This window comes from Borreliella japonica, from assembly GCF_900099615.1.
Classification (GTDB): domain Bacteria; phylum Spirochaetota; class Spirochaetia; order Borreliales; family Borreliaceae; genus Borreliella; species Borreliella japonica.
This window is the reverse complement of the sequence record NZ_FMTE01000002.1, coordinates 389,979-414,596: the sequence shown is the minus strand read 5'-3', so window position 1 is coordinate 414,596 and position 24,618 is coordinate 389,979. Positions and strand designations below refer to the sequence as shown.

The 24,618-nt window shown below is 30.7% G+C and carries 39 protein-coding genes; 37 read left to right on the top strand and 2 right to left on the bottom strand.

Features of this window, described 5'->3' with window-relative positions:
- From BLO14_RS01920 to BLO14_RS01895, 6 genes are all read left to right on the top strand, one after another.
- A complete protein-coding gene (locus BLO14_RS01920; RefSeq protein WP_091972173.1) occupies positions 1-747 on the top strand; it encodes a Nif3-like dinuclear metal center hexameric protein in 747 nt (248 codons plus the stop codon).
- Positions 748-757: 10 nt separating this feature from the next.
- A complete protein-coding gene (lspA, locus tag BLO14_RS01915) occupies positions 758-1,264 on the top strand; it encodes a signal peptidase II (RefSeq protein ID WP_091972171.1) in 507 nt (168 codons plus the stop codon).
- Between the two features lie 51 nt (positions 1,265-1,315).
- Positions 1,316-1,495, top strand: a complete 180-nt coding sequence (locus BLO14_RS06105; protein WP_091972304.1) for a hypothetical protein — start codon at positions 1,316-1,318, stop codon at positions 1,493-1,495.
- A gap of 13 nt (positions 1,496-1,508) precedes the next feature.
- Positions 1,509-2,330, top strand: a complete 822-nt coding sequence (locus BLO14_RS01905) for a TIGR00282 family metallophosphoesterase (RefSeq protein WP_091972169.1) — start codon at positions 1,509-1,511, stop codon at positions 2,328-2,330.
- 102 nt (positions 2,331-2,432) lie between these two features.
- Positions 2,433-3,716, top strand: coding sequence for a UDP-N-acetylglucosamine 1-carboxyvinyltransferase (murA, locus tag BLO14_RS01900; RefSeq protein WP_091972167.1), 1,284 nt, complete (start codon positions 2,433-2,435; stop codon positions 3,714-3,716).
- Positions 3,717-4,060: 344 nt separating this feature from the next.
- Complete coding sequence (locus BLO14_RS01895) at positions 4,061-5,425, top strand: MATE family efflux transporter (protein ID WP_091972166.1); 1,365 nt, start codon at positions 4,061-4,063, stop codon at positions 5,423-5,425.
- A gap of 195 nt (positions 5,426-5,620) precedes the next feature.
- Here BLO14_RS01895 and BLO14_RS01890 read toward each other — a convergent pair whose 3' ends face one another.
- The gene (locus tag BLO14_RS01890; protein WP_091972164.1) at positions 5,621-6,010 is read right to left on the bottom strand and encodes a hypothetical protein; all 390 of its coding nucleotides are present in this window, start codon (positions 6,008-6,010) and stop codon (positions 5,621-5,623) included.
- A gap of 489 nt (positions 6,011-6,499) precedes the next feature.
- Here BLO14_RS01890 and tuf point away from each other — a divergent pair, with 489 nt between their 5' ends.
- The 31 genes from tuf to BLO14_RS01740 all read left to right on the top strand — a co-directional run bounded on the left by tuf (position 6,500) and on the right by BLO14_RS01740 (position 23,866).
- Entirely contained in the window at positions 6,500-7,684 is a 1,185-nt protein-coding gene (tuf, locus tag BLO14_RS01885; RefSeq protein WP_091972162.1) for an elongation factor Tu, read from the top strand.
- A 51-nt stretch (positions 7,685-7,735) separates the two neighbouring features.
- Positions 7,736-8,047: a 30S ribosomal protein S10 gene (rpsJ, locus tag BLO14_RS01880; RefSeq protein ID WP_091972160.1), complete on the top strand. Its 312-nt coding sequence runs from the start codon at positions 7,736-7,738 to the stop codon at positions 8,045-8,047.
- A gap of 35 nt (positions 8,048-8,082) precedes the next feature.
- A complete protein-coding gene (gene rplC / locus BLO14_RS01875) occupies positions 8,083-8,703 on the top strand; it encodes a 50S ribosomal protein L3 (RefSeq protein ID WP_091972158.1) in 621 nt (206 codons plus the stop codon).
- A 9-nt stretch (positions 8,704-8,712) separates the two neighbouring features.
- Entirely contained in the window at positions 8,713-9,342 is a 630-nt protein-coding gene (gene rplD, locus BLO14_RS01870; RefSeq protein ID WP_091972156.1) for a 50S ribosomal protein L4, read from the top strand.
- 22 nt (positions 9,343-9,364) lie between these two features.
- Complete coding sequence (gene rplW, locus BLO14_RS01865; RefSeq protein ID WP_091972154.1) at positions 9,365-9,661, top strand: 50S ribosomal protein L23; 297 nt, start codon at positions 9,365-9,367, stop codon at positions 9,659-9,661.
- Between the two features lie 21 nt (positions 9,662-9,682).
- On the top strand, positions 9,683-10,516 hold the full coding sequence (gene rplB, locus BLO14_RS01860; protein WP_091972152.1) for a 50S ribosomal protein L2: 834 nt from the start codon (positions 9,683-9,685) through the stop codon (positions 10,514-10,516).
- Positions 10,517-10,525: 9 nt separating this feature from the next.
- Positions 10,526-10,804 (top strand): 30S ribosomal protein S19, encoded by a 279-nt coding sequence (gene rpsS, locus BLO14_RS01855; protein ID WP_002557073.1) that lies wholly within the window; start codon positions 10,526-10,528, stop codon positions 10,802-10,804.
- Positions 10,805-10,811: 7 nt separating this feature from the next.
- Positions 10,812-11,174 (top strand): 50S ribosomal protein L22, encoded by a 363-nt coding sequence (rplV, locus tag BLO14_RS01850; protein WP_091972150.1) that lies wholly within the window; start codon positions 10,812-10,814, stop codon positions 11,172-11,174.
- 3 nt (positions 11,175-11,177) lie between these two features.
- The gene (gene rpsC, locus BLO14_RS01845; protein ID WP_091972147.1) at positions 11,178-12,038 is read left to right on the top strand and encodes a 30S ribosomal protein S3; all 861 of its coding nucleotides are present in this window, start codon (positions 11,178-11,180) and stop codon (positions 12,036-12,038) included.
- 22 nt (positions 12,039-12,060) lie between these two features.
- Positions 12,061-12,477 carry a 50S ribosomal protein L16 gene (rplP, locus tag BLO14_RS01840; protein ID WP_091972145.1) on the top strand — a complete coding sequence of 139 codons (417 nt, stop codon included), beginning with the start codon at positions 12,061-12,063 and terminating at the stop codon, positions 12,475-12,477.
- Between the two features lie 2 nt (positions 12,478-12,479).
- Positions 12,480-12,680 carry a 50S ribosomal protein L29 gene (gene rpmC, locus BLO14_RS01835; RefSeq protein ID WP_002557077.1) on the top strand — a complete coding sequence of 67 codons (201 nt, stop codon included), beginning with the start codon at positions 12,480-12,482 and terminating at the stop codon, positions 12,678-12,680.
- Positions 12,681-12,682: 2 nt separating this feature from the next.
- Entirely contained in the window at positions 12,683-12,937 is a 255-nt protein-coding gene (gene rpsQ, locus BLO14_RS01830) for a 30S ribosomal protein S17 (protein WP_091972143.1), read from the top strand.
- A 27-nt stretch (positions 12,938-12,964) separates the two neighbouring features.
- Positions 12,965-13,333, top strand: a complete 369-nt coding sequence (gene rplN / locus BLO14_RS01825) for a 50S ribosomal protein L14 (protein WP_091972141.1) — start codon at positions 12,965-12,967, stop codon at positions 13,331-13,333.
- A 14-nt stretch (positions 13,334-13,347) separates the two neighbouring features.
- On the top strand, positions 13,348-13,653 hold the full coding sequence (gene rplX, locus BLO14_RS01820; RefSeq protein WP_091972139.1) for a 50S ribosomal protein L24: 306 nt from the start codon (positions 13,348-13,350) through the stop codon (positions 13,651-13,653).
- Positions 13,654-13,658: 5 nt separating this feature from the next.
- Complete coding sequence (gene rplE / locus BLO14_RS01815) at positions 13,659-14,207, top strand: 50S ribosomal protein L5 (RefSeq protein WP_091972134.1); 549 nt, start codon at positions 13,659-13,661, stop codon at positions 14,205-14,207.
- Between the two features lie 17 nt (positions 14,208-14,224).
- Positions 14,225-14,410 carry a type Z 30S ribosomal protein S14 gene (locus BLO14_RS01810; protein ID WP_091972133.1) on the top strand — a complete coding sequence of 62 codons (186 nt, stop codon included), beginning with the start codon at positions 14,225-14,227 and terminating at the stop codon, positions 14,408-14,410.
- Positions 14,411-14,419: 9 nt separating this feature from the next.
- Positions 14,420-14,818, top strand: coding sequence for a 30S ribosomal protein S8 (gene rpsH / locus BLO14_RS01805; RefSeq protein ID WP_091972131.1), 399 nt, complete (start codon positions 14,420-14,422; stop codon positions 14,816-14,818).
- A 16-nt stretch (positions 14,819-14,834) separates the two neighbouring features.
- Entirely contained in the window at positions 14,835-15,377 is a 543-nt protein-coding gene (gene rplF, locus BLO14_RS01800) for a 50S ribosomal protein L6 (RefSeq protein WP_091972129.1), read from the top strand.
- Positions 15,378-15,394: 17 nt separating this feature from the next.
- The gene (rplR, locus tag BLO14_RS01795; RefSeq protein ID WP_091972127.1) at positions 15,395-15,754 is read left to right on the top strand and encodes a 50S ribosomal protein L18; all 360 of its coding nucleotides are present in this window, start codon (positions 15,395-15,397) and stop codon (positions 15,752-15,754) included.
- A 12-nt stretch (positions 15,755-15,766) separates the two neighbouring features.
- Positions 15,767-16,264, top strand: a complete 498-nt coding sequence (rpsE, locus tag BLO14_RS01790; protein ID WP_091972125.1) for a 30S ribosomal protein S5 — start codon at positions 15,767-15,769, stop codon at positions 16,262-16,264.
- Between the two features lie 3 nt (positions 16,265-16,267).
- Positions 16,268-16,579 (top strand): 50S ribosomal protein L30, encoded by a 312-nt coding sequence (gene rpmD, locus BLO14_RS01785; protein ID WP_091972124.1) that lies wholly within the window; start codon positions 16,268-16,270, stop codon positions 16,577-16,579.
- Complete coding sequence (gene rplO / locus BLO14_RS01780; RefSeq protein ID WP_091972122.1) at positions 16,572-17,009, top strand: 50S ribosomal protein L15; 438 nt, start codon at positions 16,572-16,574, stop codon at positions 17,007-17,009. Before rpmD ends, rplO begins: the two co-directional genes overlap by 8 nt.
- Before the next feature lie 12 nt (positions 17,010-17,021).
- A complete protein-coding gene (gene secY / locus BLO14_RS01775; protein ID WP_200780477.1) occupies positions 17,022-18,326 on the top strand; it encodes a preprotein translocase subunit SecY in 1,305 nt (434 codons plus the stop codon).
- Between the two features lie 12 nt (positions 18,327-18,338).
- A complete protein-coding gene (gene rpmJ, locus BLO14_RS06090; RefSeq protein WP_004790059.1) occupies positions 18,339-18,452 on the top strand; it encodes a 50S ribosomal protein L36 in 114 nt (37 codons plus the stop codon).
- A gap of 21 nt (positions 18,453-18,473) precedes the next feature.
- Positions 18,474-18,851: a 30S ribosomal protein S13 gene (gene rpsM, locus BLO14_RS01770; protein WP_091972120.1), complete on the top strand. Its 378-nt coding sequence runs from the start codon at positions 18,474-18,476 to the stop codon at positions 18,849-18,851.
- Between the two features lie 28 nt (positions 18,852-18,879).
- Positions 18,880-19,272, top strand: a complete 393-nt coding sequence (gene rpsK, locus BLO14_RS01765; RefSeq protein WP_091972118.1) for a 30S ribosomal protein S11 — start codon at positions 18,880-18,882, stop codon at positions 19,270-19,272.
- A gap of 15 nt (positions 19,273-19,287) precedes the next feature.
- Positions 19,288-20,322, top strand: a complete 1,035-nt coding sequence (locus tag BLO14_RS01760; RefSeq protein ID WP_091972116.1) for a DNA-directed RNA polymerase subunit alpha — start codon at positions 19,288-19,290, stop codon at positions 20,320-20,322.
- A 21-nt stretch (positions 20,323-20,343) separates the two neighbouring features.
- Positions 20,344-20,715 carry a 50S ribosomal protein L17 gene (gene rplQ, locus BLO14_RS01755; RefSeq protein WP_091972114.1) on the top strand — a complete coding sequence of 124 codons (372 nt, stop codon included), beginning with the start codon at positions 20,344-20,346 and terminating at the stop codon, positions 20,713-20,715.
- A 68-nt stretch (positions 20,716-20,783) separates the two neighbouring features.
- On the top strand, positions 20,784-22,316 hold the full coding sequence (gene rny, locus BLO14_RS01750) for a ribonuclease Y (protein ID WP_091972111.1): 1,533 nt from the start codon (positions 20,784-20,786) through the stop codon (positions 22,314-22,316).
- A complete protein-coding gene (locus tag BLO14_RS01745; protein ID WP_091972302.1) occupies positions 22,306-23,094 on the top strand; it encodes a TIGR00282 family metallophosphoesterase in 789 nt (262 codons plus the stop codon). Before rny ends, BLO14_RS01745 begins: the two co-directional genes overlap by 11 nt.
- Positions 23,075-23,866 carry a TlyA family RNA methyltransferase gene (locus BLO14_RS01740; protein ID WP_091972110.1) on the top strand — a complete coding sequence of 264 codons (792 nt, stop codon included), beginning with the start codon at positions 23,075-23,077 and terminating at the stop codon, positions 23,864-23,866. Before BLO14_RS01745 ends, BLO14_RS01740 begins: the two co-directional genes overlap by 20 nt.
- On the opposite strand, the gene BLO14_RS01735 is transcribed toward BLO14_RS01740, so the two are convergent.
- Positions 23,863-24,609, bottom strand: coding sequence for a GerMN domain-containing protein (locus BLO14_RS01735; protein ID WP_091972108.1), 747 nt, complete (start codon positions 24,607-24,609; stop codon positions 23,863-23,865). The genes BLO14_RS01740 and BLO14_RS01735 overlap by 4 nt on opposite strands.
- Between the last annotated feature and the right edge of the window lie 9 nt (positions 24,610-24,618).

The following is a 24,618-nucleotide window of genomic DNA, read 5'->3' as shown; positions in this document are numbered from 1 at the left end:
TTGAATGTGAGAGATTTGTCTTTTAAACTGGATTTAATTTTTGATATAAAGAAGTATGAACATTTTGATAAAAATTTAAATGGTCTTCAAGTAGGTAATCTTAATGCCAAGGCTAACAAGATTGCTTTTGCGGTTGACGCTAGCTATTCAACTTTAAAGGAAGCAAGGGGAAATGATTTTTTAATTACTCATCATGGTATTTTTTGGTCAAAAAAAGAGCGCATTGTTTCTAATATGTATGATAAAATGAAATTCTTGATTGAAAATAATTTAGCTCTTTATTCAGTGCACTTACCTATGGACGCTCATTCTGTTTATTCCCACAGTAAGGTATTCTCAGATTTTTTAGGATTAAAAAATCCTTTTGCTTTTGCAAATTATGGAGGGTTTAATCTGGGAATTATTGCTGATTCTGATTTTGATTTTTCTGAAATTTTAGAAAAAATTAAAAAGGAAAATAAGCATATTCTTTTTTCGAAAAAGTTTAAAGAATCGGTGAATAAGGTTGCGATTGTTAGTGGTTCTGGGTACTCTTTTTTTGAAGAGGCTTTATATCATGGTGTAGATTTGTTTATAACCGGAGATACTTCTCATCAAATATATTCTTTAGCAGAAGAATGCGGTGTGAGTTTGATTTTTGCAGGTCATTATTTTACTGAAACTTTTGGCTTAATTAAATTAATGGAAGATTTCAAAATTCAAGAAGATTTAGAGGTTAAATTTATCTATAGAAATACTAATTTATAAGGATTTTTGTATGAGCGCTAAAAGTAAGCAATATTTCAATATTTTTGTATTTATTATTAGTTTGATTTTTTTTGATCAACTTTCTAAGTATTTGGTTGTGAAGTATGTCAAATTGGGTTCAATATATTTTTCCTTTTTTGAGAATTTTTTTAGAATAATACATGTAAGAAATACAGGCATTTTATTTTCTATAGGTTCTAATATCCATTATAGTTTGAAAAAATTTTTTTTTCTTGCAGTACCCATTTTAATTTTAATATTTGTTTTTTATCTCTCTTTGAAAGAGAAAAATTGTGTTGTCAGGATTTCACTTTTATTAATTTTTTCAGGGGGAGTGGGAAATGTTATTGATAGGTTGTTTAGACCTTCTGGAGTTGTAGATTTTTTGGATTTCAAATTTTATGGAATTTTTGGACTTGACAGATGGCCTACTTTTAATCTTGCAGATAGCTATGTTGTTATAGGAATGATTTTATTTTTGGTTTATGATTTTTTTTATAAAAAGAAAAGCGTTTAATACATGAAGATTTTGGGTTTTATTTTATGCATGTTAATGAACTTATCTTTAATGCTTTTAGTTTTTTTTTTAGAGTTTCTTTTGGTTGTTAGGTTTAATATTATCGTAAAGCCTTATTTGCAATTTATATTGATTTTCATGATGATTGTTTTTGCTGTTTTGGTGGGATATTTTGTGTCAATTTTTATTGTAAGAAGTTTTCTCATTAAGTTGTTTGAACTAGATCAATAAAAAGAGAGGCTTTGTGTCTTTAAGGGTTTTAATTTCTGGAGAGGTTGTTGGTAAAGCTGGAATTATTGCAATAAAATCTTTTTTATCATCCTTTAGGATTAGAAATAGAATTGATTTTGTAATATCTGGCAATAATTTTACTACTGGTTTAAGAGGACTTGGCAAGAAGCATGCCTTTTTATTGAAGAAGTATGGAGTTGATGTTTTAACCTTAGGTGAAAATGCTTTTGCAAGATCCGATTTGTCCGATGATCTTGATAAGTATAATTTTATTTTAAAGCCTTTAAATTGTCCTTCAAAATTAAAAGGATATTCTTATTTTATTTATAATGTTAATGGTAAAAAATTGGCTGTGATGAGAATTGTAGGTCAAACAGGAGTAACTAAGTATAAATTTAATCATCCTTTTTATAGTTTTGATTTTTTTTATAAAAGAATCAAAATGCAAACAAACAATATTATTGTTCTTTTTGATTCAAATACTACTGCTGAAGTTAATGCTTTGTTTTTTTATCTAAAATCAAGGGTTAGTGCCTGTCTTGGAACCGGGAAAAGAATTTTAACAGCTGATTTGAGAATTTTAGATAATACTGCTGTTATAACTGATTTAGGCAGGGTTGGAAGTTTGGACAGCGTTATTGGATATGATCCTAATTTAGAGATAGATAAATTTTTGAAAGGATTTTTAAATCAGAAATTTAATGAATCTTGGGAAGGGATTGGCTTTAACGGTGTTTTAATTGATATCGATGAGGATGGGCATTCTTTTTCTGTAGAGGCTGTTAGAGAATATATAGATTATAAATCAAGTTTAAAAGATGTGGATATTTTTTAATATTTATTTTTTTTCAGATATTTTTTTAAGTTTAATTGATCTTATCTGTATGATTTATTTTTATTGGTTTTCTTATGTATAGTATGTATAGGAGGATGGATTATGGATAGTTATATTGTAGAAGGTGGTTTTAAGATAGGTGGTCAAATTACAGCTAGCGGTAATAAAAATTCTGCCTTACCTTGTATTTTAGCCGCTTTGCTTACCGATGAAGATGTTATTTTAGAAAATATCCCTAATATTAATGATGTGAAAGTTGTTTTGGATATTTTAAGTGATATAGGAGCAGAGATCGAAAGAAAGGGAAATGCTTTAAAAATAAAAGTTTTAAATGTTGTAAAAACAGAAATTGATTCTTCTCTTACGGATTTAATTAGAGCTTCCATACTTTTATTAGGACCTTTTGTTTCTAGATTTGGAGAAATAGATATGGCGCTTCCAGGAGGAGATGTGATTGGAAAGAGGCGACTTGATACTCATTTTTACGGTCTTTGTAAGCTGGGGGCTAAGTTAAGTAAAAAAGATGGAAGGATCGTTTTAAAGGCCAATAAGCTTGTTGGAGTTGAAATGTTTTTAGATGAAGCTTCTGTTACAGCTACAGAAAATATCATTATGGCTGCAGTTCTTGCCGAAGGAAATACCGTTATTATGAATGCTGCTTGTGAGCCACATGTTCAAGATTTGTGTAATATGCTAAATTCAATGGGCGCTAATATTTTGGGAATTGGTTCAAATGTTTTAGAAATAAAGGGTGTAAAAAAATTAAGTGGAACCATATTTAGAATAGGAGCCGATTTCATGCAAGTTGGTTCTTTGATTAGCCTTGCTGCATTAACAGGGGGTGAGTTGGAAATTAAAAAAGCGGATCCTCAGCACTTCAGGTTAATTAGGCATATATATTCAAGACTTGGTATTAATTTTGAATATGATAGGGACAATGTATATGTAAAAGATAAACAAGAATTAAAAGTTAAGCTAGATTTTGGTGGGCACATTCCAAAAATTGATGATGGTCCATGGCCAGCCTTTCCAACAGACCTTATGAGTATTATTATAGTTACTGCAACTCAAGTAGAAGGCACAGTCCTTGTTTTTGAGAAGATGTTTGAATCCAGGATGTTTTTTGTAGATAAGTTAATAAAAATGGGGGCTAGAATTGTACTCTGTGATCCACACCGTGTAGTAGTTACGGGTAAATCTCCTCTTAAGGGCAATGTTTTATCTTCTCCGGATGTACGGGCAGGAATGTCTCTTCTTATTGCTGCTTTTGTTGCTGAAGGTCGCAGTGAGATTCAAAATGTTTATCAAATTGAAAGAGGATACGAAGATGTAGTTAGCAAACTAATTAATTTAGGGGCAAAAATCAAGAAAGTTAAAAGTCAATAGTTTGACATTAGATTGAGAAAAATTTACAAAGGTAGTTCTGATTTTTAATTTTTGTCTTTATAATATTAATTATCATTCTAAATGAGTGTTTATTGTCCAGCTTTAATTGCGTGAATGGTTTTAATTTTTCTGATTTTGGATATGATTTTTTTGGTGTAGAGGGTTAATAGACTTTATTTGTATCTTGACTATTGTAGCGCATAACATGTCAATTGCTAATTTTTTGACGTTGCATATTAGTTTTTAATTTTTTAAATTAAAAACTAAATACTTTTTTATTATTAATTGATAAATTTGAGTTTAGATTTTTTATAAAAAAATATTTTAGATAAGGATAGAATTTTATGTCTACAGATAAGAGTAAGACTAGAGAGTTAATATTGAATGGCAATTTATACAAAGTTCTTTTTTTAATAAGTTTTCCTATTGTTATAACTAATATTATTCAAGCTTTTTATGATCTTACTGATATGTTCTATGTTGGTAAGCTTGGAGCTATGCCTTTGTCAGCGCTTTCACTTGCTGGTCCTGTAAATTTTTTTATTATGGCTATTGCTATGGGCATGTCTACAGGAAGCATTTCTTTGATTTCAAAATGTATAGGAGAGGGAAATTTTTCTCGTTTTTCAAGGTATGCAGGGCAACTTATTGTTTTAAACTTTGTTTTATCTTTATTTGTTGCTATTTGTGCTTTTTTTTTTATTGAGCATCTTTTAGATTTATTGGGTGTAAAAGGTGAGCTTAAAGAACTTTCAAGGGCTTATTTTTATGTGACAATTTTTGGAATACCTATTATGTTTTTAAGCATTTCAATTACATATATTTTAAATGCCCAAGGAGAAACTATCCTTTCTATGACAATAGTTTTATTTGCCAATATTGTTAATTTTATTCTTGATCCAATTTTAATATTTAGTTTTAATATGGGTATTACTGGGGCCGCTTGGGCTACTTTATTTTCAAAATTGCTAACCGTTGCTTTTTATTTATTTTTGACTTACAGACTGAACCGTGGATTAAAAATTTATCCGAAGGATTTAGCGCTAGATATAAGATCTATTAAAGAAATTGTTAATTTAGGATTACCTTCAACTTTTGGGCAAATAATGGTTTCATTGTCTTTTTTTATTTTCAATTATATCGTTATTGAGATTAGTCCCAAATTTCTAGCAGCGTATGGACTTACAAATACTATTATTTCTTTTTTATTTCTTCCTGCTATGGGAATTGGTACTGGAATTATTTCAATTGTTGGTCAAAATCTTGGTGCTAAGAAAATCAATAGAGTGGGAGAAGTTTTGAAAAAGGGATTTTTTATTTCTTTAGTCATTTTATTAATAATAAATTCGATTGTTATTATTAATAAACAGTTTATACTAAAGTTGTTTACAAATGATTTGGAAGTTTTAAATTATGCTAATAATTATTTATTGTTAACAACTATTGGTACTTTTGGATATGGCTTGCAACAGGTATTTTTTGCAGGGCTTATTGGGTCTGGTAGGACAAAAATCGCAATGATTATTATTTTTATTAGATTATGGCTTATTCGTCTTCCAGTAGTTTTTATTTTTCAGTATTTTGGCATAATTGAAAATTCTTTAGGTTATGCTTTTATAATTTCAAATTATTTAGCAGTTATAATTTTAGTTATTTTTACTTGCAATCGTTATTGGACTAAACCCATCTTAATTAAAAAATACAAATAGCAATTAAGATTTATTTATATTTGTTAAAAGGAAATGATTGATTTTGTTTTTAACAAATCAATGTTTTTAGCCTTTAAAATAGCTTTTAGGTTGTTTTTTTTAATCTATTTTTGAGTGTAATATTTTTACTTGAAATAAAGTTTATTTTAAGCTTTATTAATTTTAATAATTTTGGTTTTAAATTGCTCTTCTTTGTTATTGTTTTTCAAAAATATATAATATGTTTTTTCTTTTAGTATTGATTTTAGTTTTCAAATGAAAAGTTTTTGTTTCAAATCCATTAAGTTTTTCTTTGATTAATTCACCTGTTTTGCTTCCTTCTTTAAAAATTGCTAATGAATTTGCATTTATATTTTCTTTACTTTTGTTTTTAAGAGTGATTATTAGATTATTTTTGCTGTCAGACTTGTAGCCCACTATTTCTACTTTTTTATTAGTTTTTATAGTGCTAATAAGATAGGTAATTTCTTTTGCATGTTCTTTTGATTTTATTGTGCTTGTTTTAATGCAAGACGTAAAAACAATTGAAATGCTAGAAATTGTAAGTATTGGTAGTAATTTAAGCTCAAATTTTTGAGTTTTCATTGTTTTTATTATATTTTTTTATTGGGTTAGTGTTAACCTTTTTTATAAAATAAAGATGTTTGATTAATTTTCAATGGCGGCTGGATTCAAAAACTATTTATTACTGTTTTTAATTTCATGTTTTTAAGAGTATTAATTGAACATTTCTTATTTTAAGTAGATGTTTTTAAAACTTATTTTTTAGTATTTTGTGCTTTTTTTAGTTAATATGAAGTTCATGTTGATTCTTAATGCTATTATATGCGCGATTAATTGAGTTTAAAAGTTTAAGCATATTGACTATATTTTATAAAATGTTTAAAATTTTAAAGCTATTAAAGTTTTTTAGAAAAACACGCAGTGCGGGTCAATTTCTAAAAATTGATTTTTTATTTTTTTGATTATTTGTAGCTATTTTCTTATTTTGATAAGAATAAATTTTTTAAAATTTTTAAAAGAGATTAAATGCAAGTAGCTATTTAGAATGTGAGGAGATTTAGGAGGTTAATCATGGCAAAAGAAGTTTTTCAAAGAACAAAACCGCACATGAATGTTGGAACAATAGGTCATGTTGATCATGGTAAAACAACATTAACAGCGGCCATTAGTATTTATTGTTCAAAATTAAATAAAGATGCAAAAGCATTAAAGTATGAAGATATTGATAATGCACCCGAAGAGAAAGCAAGAGGAATAACAATTAATGCTAGGCATATTGAGTACGAAACAGCTAATAGGCATTATGCTCATGTGGATTGTCCAGGCCATGCTGATTATATAAAAAATATGATTACAGGAGCAGCTCAAATGGATGCAGCGATACTTTTAGTTGCTGCTGATAGTGGTGCTGAGCCCCAAACAAAAGAGCATTTGCTTCTTGCTCAAAGAATGGGAATAAAAAAAATAATAGTTTTTTTAAATAAATTAGACTTGGCAGATCCTGAACTTGTTGAACTTGTCGAAGTTGAAGTTTTAGAGCTTGTTGAAAAATATGGTTTTTCAGCTAATACTCCAATAATCAAGGGTTCGGCTTTTGGGGCTATGTCAAATCCAGAAGATCCTGAATCTACAAAATGTGTTAAAGAGCTTCTTGAATCTATGGATAATTATTTTGATCTTCCAGAAAGAGATATTGACAAGCCATTCTTGCTTGCTGTTGAAGATGTATTTTCTATTTCAGGAAGAGGCACCGTTGCTACTGGGCGTATTGAAAGAGGTATTATTAAGGTTGGTCAAGAAGTTGAAATAGTTGGTATTAAAGAAACTAGAAAAACCACTGTTACTGGTGTTGAAATGTTCCAGAAAATTCTTGAGCAAGGTCAAGCAGGGGATAATGTTGGTCTTCTTTTGAGAGGAGTTGATAAAAAAGATATTGAAAGAGGACAAGTTTTGTCAGCTCCAGGTACAATTACTCCGCACAAGAAGTTTAAAGCTTCAATTTATTGTTTGACTAAAGAAGAAGGCGGTAGGCATAAGCCATTTTTCCCAGGATATAGGCCACAATTCTTTTTTAGAACAACTGATGTTACTGGCGTTGTTGCTTTAGAGGGCAAAGAAATGGTTATGCCAGGTGATAATGTTGATATTATTGTTGAGCTGATCTCTTCAATAGCTATGGATAAAAATGTAGAATTTGCTGTTCGAGAAGGTGGGAGAACTGTTGCTTCAGGAAGAATTCTTGAGATATTGGAATAGTTTAAGGCTTTGGAGATATATTTAATACTCTCTAAAGTTTAGGAGAATAAATTGATTGCTAAAGATAAGATACGCGTAAGATTATTTAGTTTTGATGTTAAAATATTAGATCAGAGTGCTGAGTCTATTGTTAAGGCTGTTCATAAGGCTAAGGCCCAGATTAAGGGTCCAATCCCTTTGCCGACAAAAATAAAAAAATATACTGTTTTACGTTCTCCTCATGTTAATAAAAAATCAAGAGAGCAATTTGAGATGAGAACTCATAAAAGGCTTATTGATATCTTAGAGCCCACTTCTGCGTTAATGGATTCTTTAATGAAATTAGAGCTTCCAGCAGGTGTTGAGGTAGATATTAAACAGTAAATGATATTTTAAGTATATGAATTTGAGGTGTTTTAATGTTGGGATTGATTGGAAAAAAAGTTGGCATGACTCAGATATTTCAGAAAAATGGCATTGTGGTTCCTGTTACTGTTATAGAGTTTCAGCCCAATTATATTATAGGGAAGAAAACAGTTGATAGAGATGGTTATAGCGCTCTTATAGCAGGTTCTGTTGATCTTAAGGGTTCTAAAGTTTCAAGACCTATAAGAGGTCAGTATAAAAATTTAAAAGATATTGAGCCTAAAAAATATGTAATAGAGCTTAAGGGGGTTGAGGGGTATGAAGCTGGTGATGAGATTAAGGTCGATGTTTTTAAGTCAGTTAAGTGTGTAGATGTTACAGGTATCACTAAAGGTAAAGGTTTTCAAGGGGCTATGAAAAGGTATAATTTTAGTGGTGGGCCATCTTCTCATGGATCAAAATTCCATAGACATCTTGGTGGAACAGGACAAGCTACTACTCCCGCAAGAACATTTAAAGGGACCAAAATGGCTGGTAGAATGGGTGGAAATCAACAAACTATTCAAAATCTTGAAGTTGTTTTAATTGATGAAGAAAAGAGAGCTATCCTAGTAAAAGGAGCTGTACCTGGGGCTAAAGGTTCTTTTGTTGTCGTTAAGAAATCTAAAAAGTAGGTATTTAGTATGGAAAGAAAAGTTTTTTCTAAAGATGGGAAAGAGATTGGGACTATAAATTTGGATGATAGAGTTTTTAATATAGAAATTAGTCATGGTTCTATTTATAATGCTATAAAAAATGAGTTGTCTAATATTAGGGTTGGAACATCTTCAACTAAAACCAGATCAGAGGTCAGGGGTAGTTCTAAAAAGCCTTGGAAGCAAAAAGGAACCGGTAGGGCTAGAGTGGGTACAAAGCGAAATCCAGTTTGGATTGGCGGAGGCATAGCATTAGGGCCAAAACCTAGAGATTATAGCTACAGATTGCCTAAAAAGGTAAAAAGACTTGCATTTAAGTCTGTATTGAGTTTGCGTGCTGCTGATGAAAATAGTTTTAAAGTTATTGAAAATTTTAATATTGAATCAGGAAAAACAAAAGATCTTGCTTTAATAATAAAAAATTTTGCAAGTTTTAATGGCAAGGTAGTTATTCTTTTGGGCAACGATGATCAGATGATTAAAAGGGCTGGCAAAAATATAAGAGATTTGAAGATTTTGTCTTTTAATAAACTTAGAGTTGTTGATTTGTTTTATGCTAAGAATTTAATAGCTCTGGAATCTGCTGTTAACAAGCTCAATGAGTTTTACGTTAAATAAAAAAAAGATGTTGAGGATAAGTATGAAAGCTTATGATATAATAGTTTCACCTATGCTTACTGAAAAAACCAATACTCAAAGGGAAAATATTAATGTTTATGTTTTTAAGGTTAATAAGAGAGCAAATAAAAAAGAGGTTGGTGCAGCAATAAAAGAACTTTTCAATGTTACTCCAGTGTCGTGTAATTTGCTTAATATTAAAAGTAAAGCCAAGGTTGTGGTGTCTCGAAGAGGATATCCTATAGGTAAAGGGAAAACTTCTTCATGGAAGAAGGCATATGTTTATCTTAAAAAGGAAGATAAAATAGATATTTTTTAGTGGTTTTGGAGAAAAATAAATATGGGTATTAAGACTTATAAGCCAAAAACTTCTTCTTTGCGCTATAAGACGACTTTATCTTTTGATGATTTGAGCAAAGGTAATGATCCTTTGAAATCTTTAACAAAAGGTAAAAAATTTAAATCGGGCAGAGATTCTTCTGGTAGGATTAGTATTAGAAGAAGAGGTGGTGGACATAAGAGAAGATATAGGTTAATTGATTTTAATCGAAGAGATAAATTTAGCATTCCCGCTCGAGTTGCTTCTATTGAATACGATCCTAATAGAAGTGCTAACATAGCGTTGCTTGTTTATAAAGATGGAGAAAAAAGATATATCATTTCTCCTAAAGGCATTAAGGTTGGAGATGTTTTGGAAAGTGGTCCGAATGCCCCAATTAAAATTGGCAATGCCTTGCCCCTTGAAAATATTCCTATTGGAAGAACTGTTCACAATATTGAACTTAATGTAGGAAAGGGTGGACAGCTTGTAAGAAGTGCTGGGGGATATGCTATGATACTTGCTTCTGATGGAAATTATGTCACTGTAAAATTGTCGTCTGGTGAGATGAGATTAATTTTTAAAAAATGTATTGCAACAATTGGTGAAATTGGAAATGAAGATTATGTAAATGTTTCTATAGGTAAAGCTGGCAAAAGTAGGTGGCTTGGTAGAAGACCTAAGGTTAGAGGTGTTGCTATGAATCCTGTTGACCATCCGCATGGTGGTGGTGAAGGAAAAACTTCTGGAGGTCGTCATCCCGTGTCTCCTTGGGGACAACCTACTAAAGGTTATAAAACTCGTAAGAAAAAGAGATATTCAGATAAATTTATTATTAAAAAAAGAAATAAGTAGGAGAATATAGTGGCAAGATCTATTAAAAAAGGACCTTTTATAGAAAAGAGTCTTTATCAAAAAGTTTTATCGTCTTTTGGAAGTGAAAAAAGGGTTGTTATTAAAACCTATTCCAGATCTTCAACAATAATTCCTGAAATGGTAAGTCTTACTATATCTGTATACAATGGGAAGACTTTTATACCTATTTATATTACTGAGGATCTTGTGGGGCATAAGCTTGGTGAGTTTTCACCTACAAGGATTTTTAGAGGACATGCCAAGTCAGATAAAAAGGGAAGGAAGTAAAGTAGTTATGTTATTAGATAGAAGATATACAGCAAAGGGCAAAAATTTACCCTCTTCTCCAAAAAAGGTTAGGCCAATAGCTGACAATATACGGGGAAAGTCTTATCTTAAAGCTATTGCAGTGCTTTGTTCTATGCCTAACAAAGGAGCTAAGCTTTTAGAAAAAGTTGTTAAATCAGCAGCATCAAATGCGATGTATCACAATAAAAATCTTTCCGAGGACATGATATTTGTTAAAATAGTTATGGTTGATGATGGACGTCGTCGTAAAAAGATTTGGCCTAGAGCTAGAGGTAGAGCTGATAGGCTTGTTAATAGAAATTGCCATATTTTTGTTGAAGTTGACGAAAAAAAAGGTATTAAAGGATAAAGCATGGGCCAAAAAGTACATCCATATAGCTTAAGGTTGAAAATTAATAAGGATTGGAAATCAAAGTGGTATTTTGATAAAAAATTGTATTCTACAATTCTTCATGAAGACTTTTTAATAAGACTAGAAATTATGAAGTTTCTTAAAGGGATCAAATTTGATATTTCTGATATAGAAATAATTAGAAATAATCCTCAAAAAGTAACAGTAGTAATTGTTACTCCAAGACCTGGCTCTGTAATAGGGCTTAAAGGTTCTAATCTTGAAAAGATTGGTCAATTGTTGACTAAAAAGATTTCTAAAAAGATTAGTATTAAAATTAAAGAGGTTAAAAGACCGGAGCTTGATGCTAAAATTATTGCTAATGGGATTGCAAAACAAGTAGAAAATAGAGTGTCTTATAGGAAAGTTCTAAAATCGTCTCTTTCTACTTCTATGTTGAAAGGTGCTCAAGGGCTAAAAATTAAAATTGCTGGTAGACTTGGTGGAGCTGAGATTGCAAGAAGCTTTGAAGTTAAGGAAGGTCGGGTTCCTTTGCATACTCTTAGAGCTAATATAGATTATGGGTTTTCTGAAGCTCAAACTACTTATGGCATTATTGGAGTTAAAGTTTGGTTGTTCAAAGGTGAAGTTTTAGGTAGACAAACCAATTCTGATGCTGGTCAGGTAATAAATAAAAAACCTTTTAGGGAAAGAGGTGGGACTGTTAAAAATTTTGATAAAATTTTAAATAACAGAGAGAAGGCCACTAATGAAAAACAAATTAGAACTTTAGATAAAAAAGATGGATTGTCTAAAGACGAAGTAGGTCTTTTAAATAAATTTAATTCGTCTTTCTCTAAAGAAAGGGTAGATTCTAATTAGCAGAATATTGGAGGATAATTAGATGTTAAGTCCAAAAAAGGTTAAATATAGAAAAAAGCAAAGGGGAAGATTATCTGGAGAGGCTCAAAAGGGTAATAAAATTTCTTTTGGTGAATATGGACTTGTTTCTTTGGAAACAAATTTTATTACTGCTCGACAAATTGAATCTGCTCGTATAGCAATGACTCGTAAAATAAAAAGAGGCGGGAGAGTTTGGATAAGAATATTTCCCGATATTCCTTATACCAAAAAACCGGCTGAAACTAGAATGGGTAAGGGCAAAGGGGGTGTTGATCATTGGAATGCTCCTGTTAAGCTTGGCACTGTTATGTTTGAAATGGCTGGAGTTGTGGAAGAGCTTGCTCAAGAGGCTATGTCACTTGCTAGTTCTAAGCTTCCAGTAAAAACCATGTTTGTTGTAAGGCGAGATTTGAGGTAATTATGTTAAAAAATTTTAAGAATTTTACTCTTGAGGATATGAAGGCTAAAAGGCTAGAATTAAAGAAGGAGTATTTAGATTTAAGATTCAAGTCTGTTGTTGGTCATGTTGAAAATCCTTTAAAGAAAAGAGAGATTAGACGTGATATTGCAAGACTTAATACAATGATTTGTGAATATGAATTAGGTATTAGAAAGGTTTGAATATGGCAAGAGAGAATAAAAAAGAATTAATTGGTAAAGTTGTTAGTGACAAAATGTCTAAGACTATAGTAGTAGAAATTGTTCAGAGAAAGATGCATCCAATCTATCGTAAGTATTTAAAGGTTATTAAGAAAGTTAAGGCGCATGATGACAAAGAAGTTTCAAAGGTTGGCGATAAGGTAAGAATTATTGAGGTTCGACCTATTAGTAAGGATAAAAGATGGTCTCTTGTTGAGGTTTTAGAAAAATTAAAATAGCTTTTATTTTTCTAAAGGAGGTTGATTATGATTCAGATGCAAACTTATTTAACAATTGCTGATAATACTGGTGGCAAGGTTGCTCAATGTATTAAGGTTCTTGGCGGTAGTAAAAGGCGTTATGCCAAAATTGGGGATATAATAACCATTGTAGTAAAACAAGCAATTCCTAATTCTTCTGTTAAAAAAGGAGATGTTTGTAAGGCTGTAATTGTTAGAACTTCTAAAGAAATAAGACGTAAGAATGGAACTTATGTTAGGTTTGATGATAATGCTTGTGTGATACTTGATGCTAATTTGAGCCCTAGGGGTAAAAGGGTATTTGGTCCTGTCGCAAGAGAACTTAGGGATGCTAATTTTATGAAGGTAGTATCATTGGCTTCAGAGGTGATATAGCAAAAGGGGGTTTCGTGAAGACAAAGTTGAAGATAGGTGATAGCGTAAAAATTCTTTCTGGAAAAGATAGGGGAAGGATAGGCAAGATTGCTAGTATAAATAGAAAAAAAAATAAAGTTATTGTTGAGTCTTGTAATATGGTTAAAAAAGTTATCAAAGCTAGGACGCCCCAAGAAAAAGGTAAAATAATAGATAAGGAGGCCGCTATAGATATTTCAAATGTGATGATATTTATCAAAGGAACTTCTTCAAGGTTAGGTATTAGATTTGAAAATAATGAAAAAATAAGATATCTTAAAAAAAATGGGCAGAGGATATAGAGTTTATGAATTATGTTCCTGAATTGAAGAAATATTATAAAGACATTGTCATAAAAGAGCTTGTTAAGGAATTTGAATATAAATCTATAATGCAAGTTCCCAGGCTTGAAAAAATAGTAATTTCCGCAGGTGTTGGTGAAGCTATCAAGAATAAGAAGTTGTTAGATTCTGCAGCTTTGGAGCTTGCTCAGATAACCGGTCAGAAAGCTGTAAAGACAAAAGCAAAAAAAGCAATAGCGGGGTTTAAAATTAGGCAAGGGCAAGAAATAGGTGCTAAAGTTACGCTTAGAGGCAATTTAATGTATGAATTTTTATATAAGCTTATTCATTTGGCATTGCCAAGGGTTAAGGATTTTAGGGGAATCAAAGGTGATGCTTTTGATGGTAATGGGAATTATTCTTTTGGTATAACAGAGCAAATAATATTTTCCGAGATAGATTATGATAAAATAGAGAGAATATCTGGTTTGAATGTTACAATTGTGACAACAGCTTCAAATGATAAAGAAAGCAAGGCTTTGCTTTTGAAATTTGGAATGCCATTTAATAATTAAAGGGATTTATAAGGTATATGGCTAAAAAATCAATGATTATCAGGGCTTTAAGGAAGCCTAAGTATAAAACAAGACGGAATAATAGATGTAAATTGTGTGGTCGTCCAAGAGGATATTTGAGAGATTTTTGTATGTGTCGAATATGTTTTAGGAAGTATGCGTCTGAAGGATTAATTCCTGGCGTTTCAAAATCAAGTTGGTAAGGGGATTTTATGGCGATTACTCATTCGGTAGGAGATATGCTAACTAAATTGAGGAATGCAAGTAGAGTTAAGCATGGATCTGTAGATTTAAAGATGTCTAATATGAATAAGTCAATATTAAACATTCTTAAAGAAGAGGGCTATATTAAGGATTTTAATTTTTTAGAAAAAGAAGGAATTGCTTTTATTAGGGTTTTGTTAAAGTATGACAATAAAAGAAATCCTGTTATAAACAAAATAGATGCCATTTCTACTCCTGGTAGAAAAATTTATTCTTCATATAAAAATATGCCAAGAATAAAGAATGGATATGGAATATTAATTGTATCTTCTTCTCAAGGTGTTATTACCGGCAAGAAAGCTAAAGATGAAAAAATAGGTGGTGAGTTGATTTGCTCAGTTTGGTAGTTTAATAGGGGGATATATGTCACGTATTGGAAGACTTCCAATAAAGATTCCAGATGCTGTTAAGATTGATGTTAAAGGCAATTTAGTAATAGTTGAAGGTATTAGGGGAAGATTAGTTCAAAATGTAAAAGACAGTGTTAATGTTAAAGTTGAGAATGACAGTATTATTATTGATCGGGTTTTTAATGATAAAAAAGCAAAAGCTTACCATGGTCTTTACAGAAGTTTGATTTTTAATATGGTAAAAGGAGTAACTGAAGGATTTTCCAAATCTCTTACTATAAATGGCATAGGGTATAGGGTAGAACAACAAGGTAATAGCCTTTTTTTAAGTCTTGGTTATTCAACCCAATTTGAATACGTTATTCCAGATGGTATTACTGTAAAGCTTGACGGTAATACTAAAATTTCTGTTGAAGGAATAGACAAGTTTAAAGTTGGTCAAGTTGCTGCTGAGATTAGAAGTTTAAAAAAACCAGAGCCATATAAAGGAAAGGGTATTAAGTATGATAATGAAGTTATTAGAAGAAAAGTTGGAAAATCTGGTGTAAAAAAATAAATTTTGGGTTAATAATTATGAAAAAAATAAAAGAAGCAGAGCAGAGAAAGCTTAGGCGTAAAAAAAGAATAAAGGATAAAATAGGGCGTGGGGTAGCTAGTAGGCCACGAATTACTGTATTTAAATCTAATAGGTATTTTTATGTGCAAGTTATAGATGATAGCAAGGGGCATACTGTTGCAAGTATTTCTACTATTGAAAAAAGTCTTAATTTAAGTAAAAATATTGATGATGTAAAAAAACTTGGAGAAGTTCTTGCCAAAAGGCTTAAGGAGAAAAGTATAAATAATCTTGTTTTTGACAGAAATGGTTATAGGTATCATGGACTTATAGCAAGTTTTGCAACTTCTTTGAGAGAGTTTGGTATTAATATTTAAGGGAGTGTATTTATGGTAGATGTTCAGGCTCAGAGAAAGCAGATAGAAAAATTAATATCACTCAACAGAGTTACTAAGGTTGTTAAGGGCGGGAGAAGATTTTCTTTTGCTGCTTTCATGGTTGTTGGAGATGGAGAAGGGCATGTTGGTTGGGGCTTTGGTAAAGCCAATGATGCTAGTGATGCAATAAAAAAAAGTTTAACAAGTGCCAGGAAAAATTTGAAATTTGTTCCTATTCGAAAAGGAACATTACCGCATGAGGTTATTGGTTGTTTTAAAAAAGCTAAAGTTTTAATCAAGCCAGCTACCCACGGTACTGGTGTTATTGCAGGGGGCCCTGTTCGTGCTGTGATGGAGGCTTTAGGGGTTCATGATATTTTGAGTAAATCTCTTGGTTCTAATAATTCTATGAATGTAGTAAAAGCAACTTTCAAGGCATTTGATTTAGTTTTGGATGGTGAAAAAGTAGCAGAGATGCGAGGGAAAACTTTGAAAACTTTATGGGGTTAGTATATGATTAAAAGGAAATTAAGGTTACAACTAAAGAAATCTAGGTTTAATGCTTCAAGGTCCAGGTCTAAAAATAAGTGTTTTATTAAAAGAATGGAAAAGAATAGGGAAATTATTTCTAAAAATAATATTAATGTGCAAGTTTTTCTTGTAAGAAGTCTTATTGGAAAATTAAATAAAAAGGTCAAAGTTTTAAAAGCATTGGGTTTGAATAAAATAGGCGATAAAAAGGTACATTTTTTAAATAAATCTATTAAAGGCATGCTTAACGAGACTATTAATATGATTTTATTAAGCGAGGTAAGTAATGTTTAACTTATTAAGACCTAAGGGGGCGAATAAGCGACGTAAGATTGTTGGCAGAGGTCCAGGTTCAGGACTTGGTAAGACTTCTGGGAGAGGGCAAAAGGGCCAAAAAGCAAGAAATACTTCGCCAAGACTTGGATTTGAAGGTGGGCAGACTCCTCTTTATAGAAGATTGCCGAGGAGAGGTTTCTCTAATAATAATTATAAATTAGAATATGCAATTGTTAATCTTGGAGATATAGATAAAAAATTTAAGGATGGACAGGTGGTCAACTATGATAGTTTGCTTGAAAATAAACTTATAAGAAAGAAAAATAAAAAAATTAAGATTTTGTCTAATGGCGAGCTTACAAAAAAAGTTTCCTTGGAGGTTTCTAAAATTTCTAAATCGGCCGAAAACCTTGCAATAAAGATTGGTTGTTCTATTAAATTAGTTTAAAGTGGAATAAAAATGAAAGAATTGTTTTTAAGTTTATTTACTGTTAAGGATTTGAGAAGTAAGTTTTTGTTTACTTTATTTATTCTTTTCCTTTTTAGAGTTGGTTCTTACTTGCCGATACCAGGAATAGATTCTGTAGCGCTTAAAAGTTATTTCAAGTCACAATCGGATTTTTCAATTGCTAATTATTTTGATTTTTTTTCAGGCGGAGCTTTTAGTAATTTTTCTATATTTATGCTTAGTATAGGGCCTTACATTTCAGCATCTATTATTGTTCAACTTCTTGTTTATTCTTTTCCTTCTTTGAAAAAAATGCAAGAAGGTGATGGTGGGAGACAAAAGACTAAAAAATATACTAAGTATTTAACAATAGTTGCAGCTGTAGTTCAAGGATATGCAACAAGTCTTTATGCTAAGAGTATTCCGGGTGCCGTTACTATTTCTTTTTATAGATATATATTTATTGCTATTTTAACAGTTACTACGGGAACATTTATTCTTTTGTGGTTTGGAGAGCAGATTAATCAAAGAGGTGTGGGCAATGGAACATCTTTGATAATTTTTTCTGGTATAGTGGTTAGACTTCAAGCAGCTTTGTTTAATTTATTCCAAAGTATGCAAGATCCTTCCCAAAATGTTAATCCTGTTTTTGTGATTCTTGTTATAAGTATATTTATTTTAGTTGTTATCTTAATTATATATGAATATAAAGCTCAAATGCGAATTGCTATTCATTACGCTAGGGCAAATTCTAATAGTACGGTTAGTTCATATTTGCCAATCAAGTTGAATCCATCGGGCGTTTTGCCTGTTATTTTTGCCTCTGTTTTAATTACTTTGCCCTTACAAATTTTAAGTGGTTTTGCGGAAACTTCTTCTATAGCTAGGCAAATTTTATCTTATTTAAGGCCTAACGGGTTTTATTATACTTTTTTGAATGTAATTTTGATAATCGGATTTACGTATTTTTACTCTAAGATTCAGCTAAGTCCTAAAGATATAAGTAATAACATTCGCAAGAACGGGGGTGCTATTCCTGGAATAAAGTCTGACGAGATGGAAAAATATTTAGATGAAATTATGAATAAAACTTTATTTTCAGGATCTATTTTTTTGTCAATTATTGCAATTATTCCATTTTTAGTGCAAAATATTTTTAGATTCCCGCATGATGTTTCTAGGATAATGGGGGGGTCTTCTTTACTTATTATGGTAGGAGTTGCGCTTGATACATTAATTCATATTGATGCTTATTTGAAAACTCAAGGATTTTCTCATAGAAGTAAAAAGAATTATGCATTTTTGCAAAAAATTTAGGAGTGTTTGACTATGAAAGTTAGGGCAAGTGTGAAGCCAATTTGTGAAAAATGTAAAGTTATAAAAAGAAAAGGTGTATTAAGAATTATTTGTGATAATTTAAAGCACAAGCAAAGGCAAAAGTAAAAATTAGAGGGAATAAAATAGATGGCTAGAATATCGGGAATAGATTTACCAGGTGGTAAACAATTAAAAATAGCGCTTACTTCTATTTATGGTATAGGTAGAACAAGAGCTTTGGAAGTTTGTAATAAGTCAAGTATTTCTCCAAGTAAAATTGCTAAAGATTTAGATAATGATGAGGTTAATCGACTTAGGAAGGTTATTGAGAGTGATTATGTTGTAGAGGGAAAGCTTAGAAGTGAGGTTGCTATGTCTATTAAAAGACTTATGGATATAGCATGTTATAGGGGTGTTAGACATAGAAAAGGCTTGCCTTTAAGGGGGCAGAGAACTAAAACAAATGCAAGAACTAGAAAAGGGAAAAGAAAGACTGTGGCTAATAAAAAAATAGCTAGCAAATAAAATTAGTTTTTAAGATTTGGAGGGCAAGTTGAACGCAAGGTTATCAACTAATAGTAAAAAAAAAATTAAAAGAAATATCGGAGAAGGAAACGTTTATATACAAGCTACTTTTAATAATACCATAGTTACTGTATCTGATATAAAGGGAAATGCTTTAGCTTGGGCAAGTGCTGGTGGGATGGGTTTTAAAGGAGCTAAAAAGTCGACCCCATATGCTGCTCAAGTGACAGCAGAATCTGCTTTAAATAAAGTGAGAGATTTTGGAATTAATTATGTTCATGTGTATATAAAAGGGCCAGGTATTGGCAGAGAATCTGCAATAAGAGCTATTGGTTCAACAGGGATGACTGTAAAATCAATTTCAGATATTACCCCCATTCCTCATAATGGATGCAGACCTAAGAAAACCAGACGAGTTTAGCTGGAAGGAGTTATGATGCCTTTAGAAAAATTTTTGAAAGATTTCACTATACCTGAGAGAATTGAATTTTTGAAAAGCCAAGATGATGGATCTTATGGTAAATTTACAATATATCCTTTTGAAAGAGGTTTTGGGGTTACTATAGGGAATACTTTAAGACGTGTTTTACTTTCTTCTATTGAAGGGTATGCGATTACTGCTATGAGAGTTCAATCTAATAATAAAGACTCTTCGTCAAAAGTTGTTTCAAGTGAATTTGATTTGATCCCCGGAGTTTCTGAAGATACTCTTGAGGTCATTGCTAATATTAAAAATATTCATTTGAAACTTGGAGAAGGAGAGCAAAGGAAGACAATAAGCTTCAGTGTTAGCGGCAAAGATACTAATGTTTTGAAAGCTTCTCATTTTGAAAGAGATGGGGTCGAGGTTTTTAATAAAGATTTAGTTATAGCCACTTTATCACATGATGTGAGTTTAGATCTTGAATTTCAAATTAATTATGGTAGAGGTTATGTGTCTTCTGAGCAAAATTCCAAGTATTTAGAAGAAGTTAATGTTATTGCTTTAGATTCTATATTTTCGCCTATAGAGAAAGTATCATATTCTGTAGAAGATACTAGAGTTGGGCAAAGGTCAGATTATGATAAGCTTGTGATGGAAATTTGGACTACAGGGGTGATTTCTGCCAAAGATGCAATAAAAAAGGCCGCATCAATAGTAAGAGAGTTTTTATTTCCTCTTGTAGATTTTGAAGATAATGTTAATATATCTTTTGAGAAATCAAAATCAGAAAGTTCTAATTTACTTGATATGGGTATTGAGAAATTGGATTTGTCAGTTAGATCTTTAAATTGTTTAGCCAAAGAAAATGTTAGAACTTTAGGGGAACTTATTAGTAAAAATGCAGAAGAGCTTTCTAAAGCGAGAAATTTTGGAAAAAAAAGTTTAGAAGAGATCATTGAAAAACTTGGTTCTTACCAATTGTTTTTAGGAATGTCCAAAGAGGATGCTTTATCTGTATTGAGTAAGAATGTTAAAATATCTGAATAAAAGGAGAGTTTGGGTTGCTTCATGAAAACGAAATTGGGTTTTAATAGGTTAAGTAGGAAATATAGTCATAGGAGAGCACTTTTAAAAAATATGGTGATTTCTTTTTTAAGGCATGAAAAAATTTCTTCTACTAAGGCAAAGTTGCTTGAAGTTAAAAGATTTGCTGAAAGATTAATTACAAAGGCAAAAGTTGATACTGTGCATAATAGGCGTGAATTATCAAAATTCATACATGATAAGTATATTTTAAATAAGCTGTTTACTAAAATTTCTCCGGTTTTCAGACAAAGAAGTGGTGGGTATACTCGAATGATTAAATTAGGGAAAAGATATGGAGATGCGGCTGAAATGGCTATCCTAGAATTGGTTGAAAAGCCTTTAGAAGTTGAGTAATTATAATTAGCACACTGTTTTAAAGATTAAAGTTAAATTGCTTTTAAACAGCATGGGAGTTAAATGATATGATGTATATTATTTTTTCTTCTATTTTTGCTGGCTTTATATTAGGATTTTTATTAAGAGTTTTTTTAGGTAGATTGTCTTTATTAGATTTAGAAAAAAATCTGACAAAAGTAAGGGTAGAATCACAATTAGAGATAGAAAATGAAAGAAGGCAAATTATTGCTAATGCAAAATCTCAAATGCTTAAAGAAAAAAACCAGCAAGATAGGGATATAAGAGATCGTAAAAATGAGATTGTTAATCTAGAAAAAAGATTATTACAAAGAGAAGAAACTTTAGATAAGAGGATATCTGCTCTTGATAAACAGCAGTCTAGAGTTGATTTTAAAATTAAAGAATTTGAACAAAAAGAAAGAGCAATAAGAGAAAAAGAGACCGATCTTGTTAAAAGATTGGAGAATATTTCTGGTCTTACAAGAGAAGATGCAAGAAAAATTGTAATTGAAAAAGTTGAGCATGAGTCTAGAAGAGATGCTCAAGTTATTATCAATAAAAGCGAACAAGAAGCCCAGTTATTAGCAGATAAAGTTGCAAAAGATATTTTAGTATCTACTATGCAGCGTATTGTTACAGAGGTAAGTTCAGAGTTTACAGTAGCTTCTGTTGAATTACCCAATGACGAGATGAAAGGAAGGATTATAGGTAAAGAAGGGCGCAATATTAGGGCTCTTGAGACTTTAATAGGAGCCGATATTATTATTGACGATACTCCTGAAGCTGTTGTTATATCTTGCTTTGATCCAATAAGAAAGGAGCTTGCCAAGAGAACTTTAGAAAGACTTGTTACAGATGGCAGAATTCATCCTGCTAGGATTGAAGAAGTTGTGTATAATGTTACCAATGAAATAAATAGCATTATTCAAGAAGAAGGTGAAAAAGTAGTTTTTGATCTTAATATACATGGTCTTGACAAGAGACTTATTAGAGGGCTAGGAAGACTTTATTTTAGAAGTAGTTATGGTCAAAATGTTTTAAGCCATTCTAAAGAAACGGCTATAATAGGAGAAATTTTAGCCAAAGAAATGAAATTAGATCCTATTGTGGTAAAAAGAGCATGTCTTTTGCATGATATTGGGAAAGGGATGGAAAGCATTTCTGAGAATAGTGAAGGACATGCTATTACTGGTGCTGAACTTGCTCAAAGTTGTGGAGAGAGCGAAATTGTTGTTAATGCTATTGCTGCTCATCATAATGAAGTTAAACCCGAGAGTCTTGAGGCTATTGTTGTTCAAATAGCAGATGCCATTTCGGCGTCTCGTCCTGGAGCACGGCGGGAAAGTTTAAACAACTATATAAATAGACTTAAAAGACTCGAAGACATTGCCTATAGTTTTGAAGGTGTTCAAAAATGTTATGCGATTCAAGCTGGCCGTGAAGTTAGAATTATTGTTGACAATGTCTTGGTTAATGATGAAAAATCAATTTTACTTGCAAGAGACATTGCTAAGAAGATAGAAGCTGAAATGAGATATCCTGGAAAAATTAAAGTTACAATTATTCGTGAAACCAGAGTTATTGAATATGCAAGATAGCGTTATTAAAACCTTGATAATCGGGGATATAATAGGCGAGGGTGGATTAAAAAAAGTTTTTTTTAATCTTAAAAGTATTAAGAATAAATATAAAATAGATTTAGTAATTGCTAATGGAGAAAATTCTTCAAATGGTTTTGGAATAACTCCTGAAATAGCAAATAATCTTTTTAGATCGGGTGTTAATGTTATTACCACTGGCAATCATGTATATTCTAATTGTAAAATAAATGACTATTTAAATAAGCAAATGTGTATTTTAAGACCTAATAATTTTTCAGATTTGTTAGATGGACATGGTTATTGTTTTTTAACTATTAGAGATGAAAAGGTTGTTGTAATTAATGTTCAAGGGGTTTTGAATATGAATTTTATTGTTAAGAATCCTTTTGATAATACAAAAAAATTGGTTAATATGCTGGGTAATAAGGTTAGAACCATTTTTGTAGATTTTCATGCTGAGAGTAATTATGAAAAAGAAAGTTTTGGATATTTTTTAAATGGTTTTGTAACAGGTGTAGTTGGTACTCATACTCATGTTATGACTAAAGATGAAAGAATATTGTCAAAAGGAACAGCTTATATTAGTGATGTTGGAATGACAGGTGGATTAAATTCTGTAATAGGATTTAATCCTGATATTTCTCTTAAAGGCTTGCTTGAATATGTCCCTTTGAGAGCTGAAGTTGTTGAAGATGACACAATTTTACAGGGAGTTATTATTACTTCTAATCTAAAGACAGGCCGTGCTTTAAAAATTGAAAGGATTCAAAAATAATTTATTAAATATACTTTGTAAAAGGTATCCAAAAAAAACCCGAAAAGAATTAATGGTTTTGATTTTAACAGGTAATGTATATGTAAATTCTCATAAAGAAAAAAATCCTAAAATGTTAATAAGCAAAACAAGTAAAATAGATTTGATTGAGAATGCTTGTCAAGTATTTGTATCAAGGGGAGGTTATAAGCTTCTAGAAGCTCTTAAAGATTTTGAAATTGAAGTTAAAAATAAAATTTGTGTTGATGTTGGTTCTTCTACTGGCGGTTTTACCGATTGTCTGTTGCAGTGCGGTGCCAATTTTGTTTATTCAATTGATGTAGGTATTAATCAACTTTCTTATAAATTGAGAATTGATCCAAGAGTTAAAGTTTTAGAGAGAACTAATATTTTTGATGTTGCAGGATTCAAAATTGTACCTAATTTTGCTGTTGTAGATGTTTCTTTTAGATCATCAATAAGTATTTGTGTGAATTTAATAGATAAACTTTCTGATAATTTTATTATAGTTTTGATCAAGCCTCAGTTTGAGTTTAAAAGTTTAAGTTTAAATATAAAAAATTTTAATGGTGTTGTGAACGGCAAGTATTTGAAGATGATTTTGCAAAGTGTAATTGAAAAGTTCTATAAAAATAAATTACAAGTTAAAAATATATTAAAGTTAAAAACCAAAGGTAAAAAAGGTAATCAAGAATTTATGTTTTTAGTTGTTAGGTCAAGCGTTTTAAATATTGCAAGCTCTATGCAATTGCTTAGCAATATTGAATTTTAATATTTGTCTAAAGTTTTTCTATTTAATATTCCGGAGAAGTTTAAGTTTAATTCTTCAAGTATTATTGGATTATTTTCTATTGTTAAAATTATTCCATCAATTCCTTTAATTTCAAGACATGTTAAGATTATTTGAGCGATTTGATTAATTATTCCTTCAATTCCGAAACTATTTTCATAAAACTCTTTAGATAAGTTTATTTTGGCAATTCCTTCTCTTAGACTTAAGCTTAACAGCTTAGTTTTTATAGGGATTAGACTTAAAAAATTATTTTTTAGCTCGTATTCATTTGGTCCTTTGATTAAAGATTTTAGTGTTTCTTCAAGAATATTTTTGTCGTAATAAATAGCCCTTTTTACAGTTTGTCTTAAAAAATAGCCTTCTGGGGTGACTTTTATAAAATAAAGTTTAATAAATTTTTTGTTTTTAAGGTTATTATTTCTTTGGTTTTGCTTGAGCTCTTCTTCAAGTTTTTTTATTTCTGGTGGTTGGATTAAAAAATTTTCATTTTTAAGCATTTTTATATTTGTATTTTTGTTGCTGTCTTTTTCTGCTTCAATTAACTTATTATCTTGTGTTTGGCTTGGTTCAAATAAACTATTATCGTAACTTTTTTCCTTGAAAATATGCATAATGAGTGAATTTTTGATTATTAATAGAGCACTAATTATTGTTAAAATAATAGCAATTAAAATTAAAAGTATGTCTGACTTGTTTGAGCTTGAACTTTTTTTTCTTTTCAATATAAACAC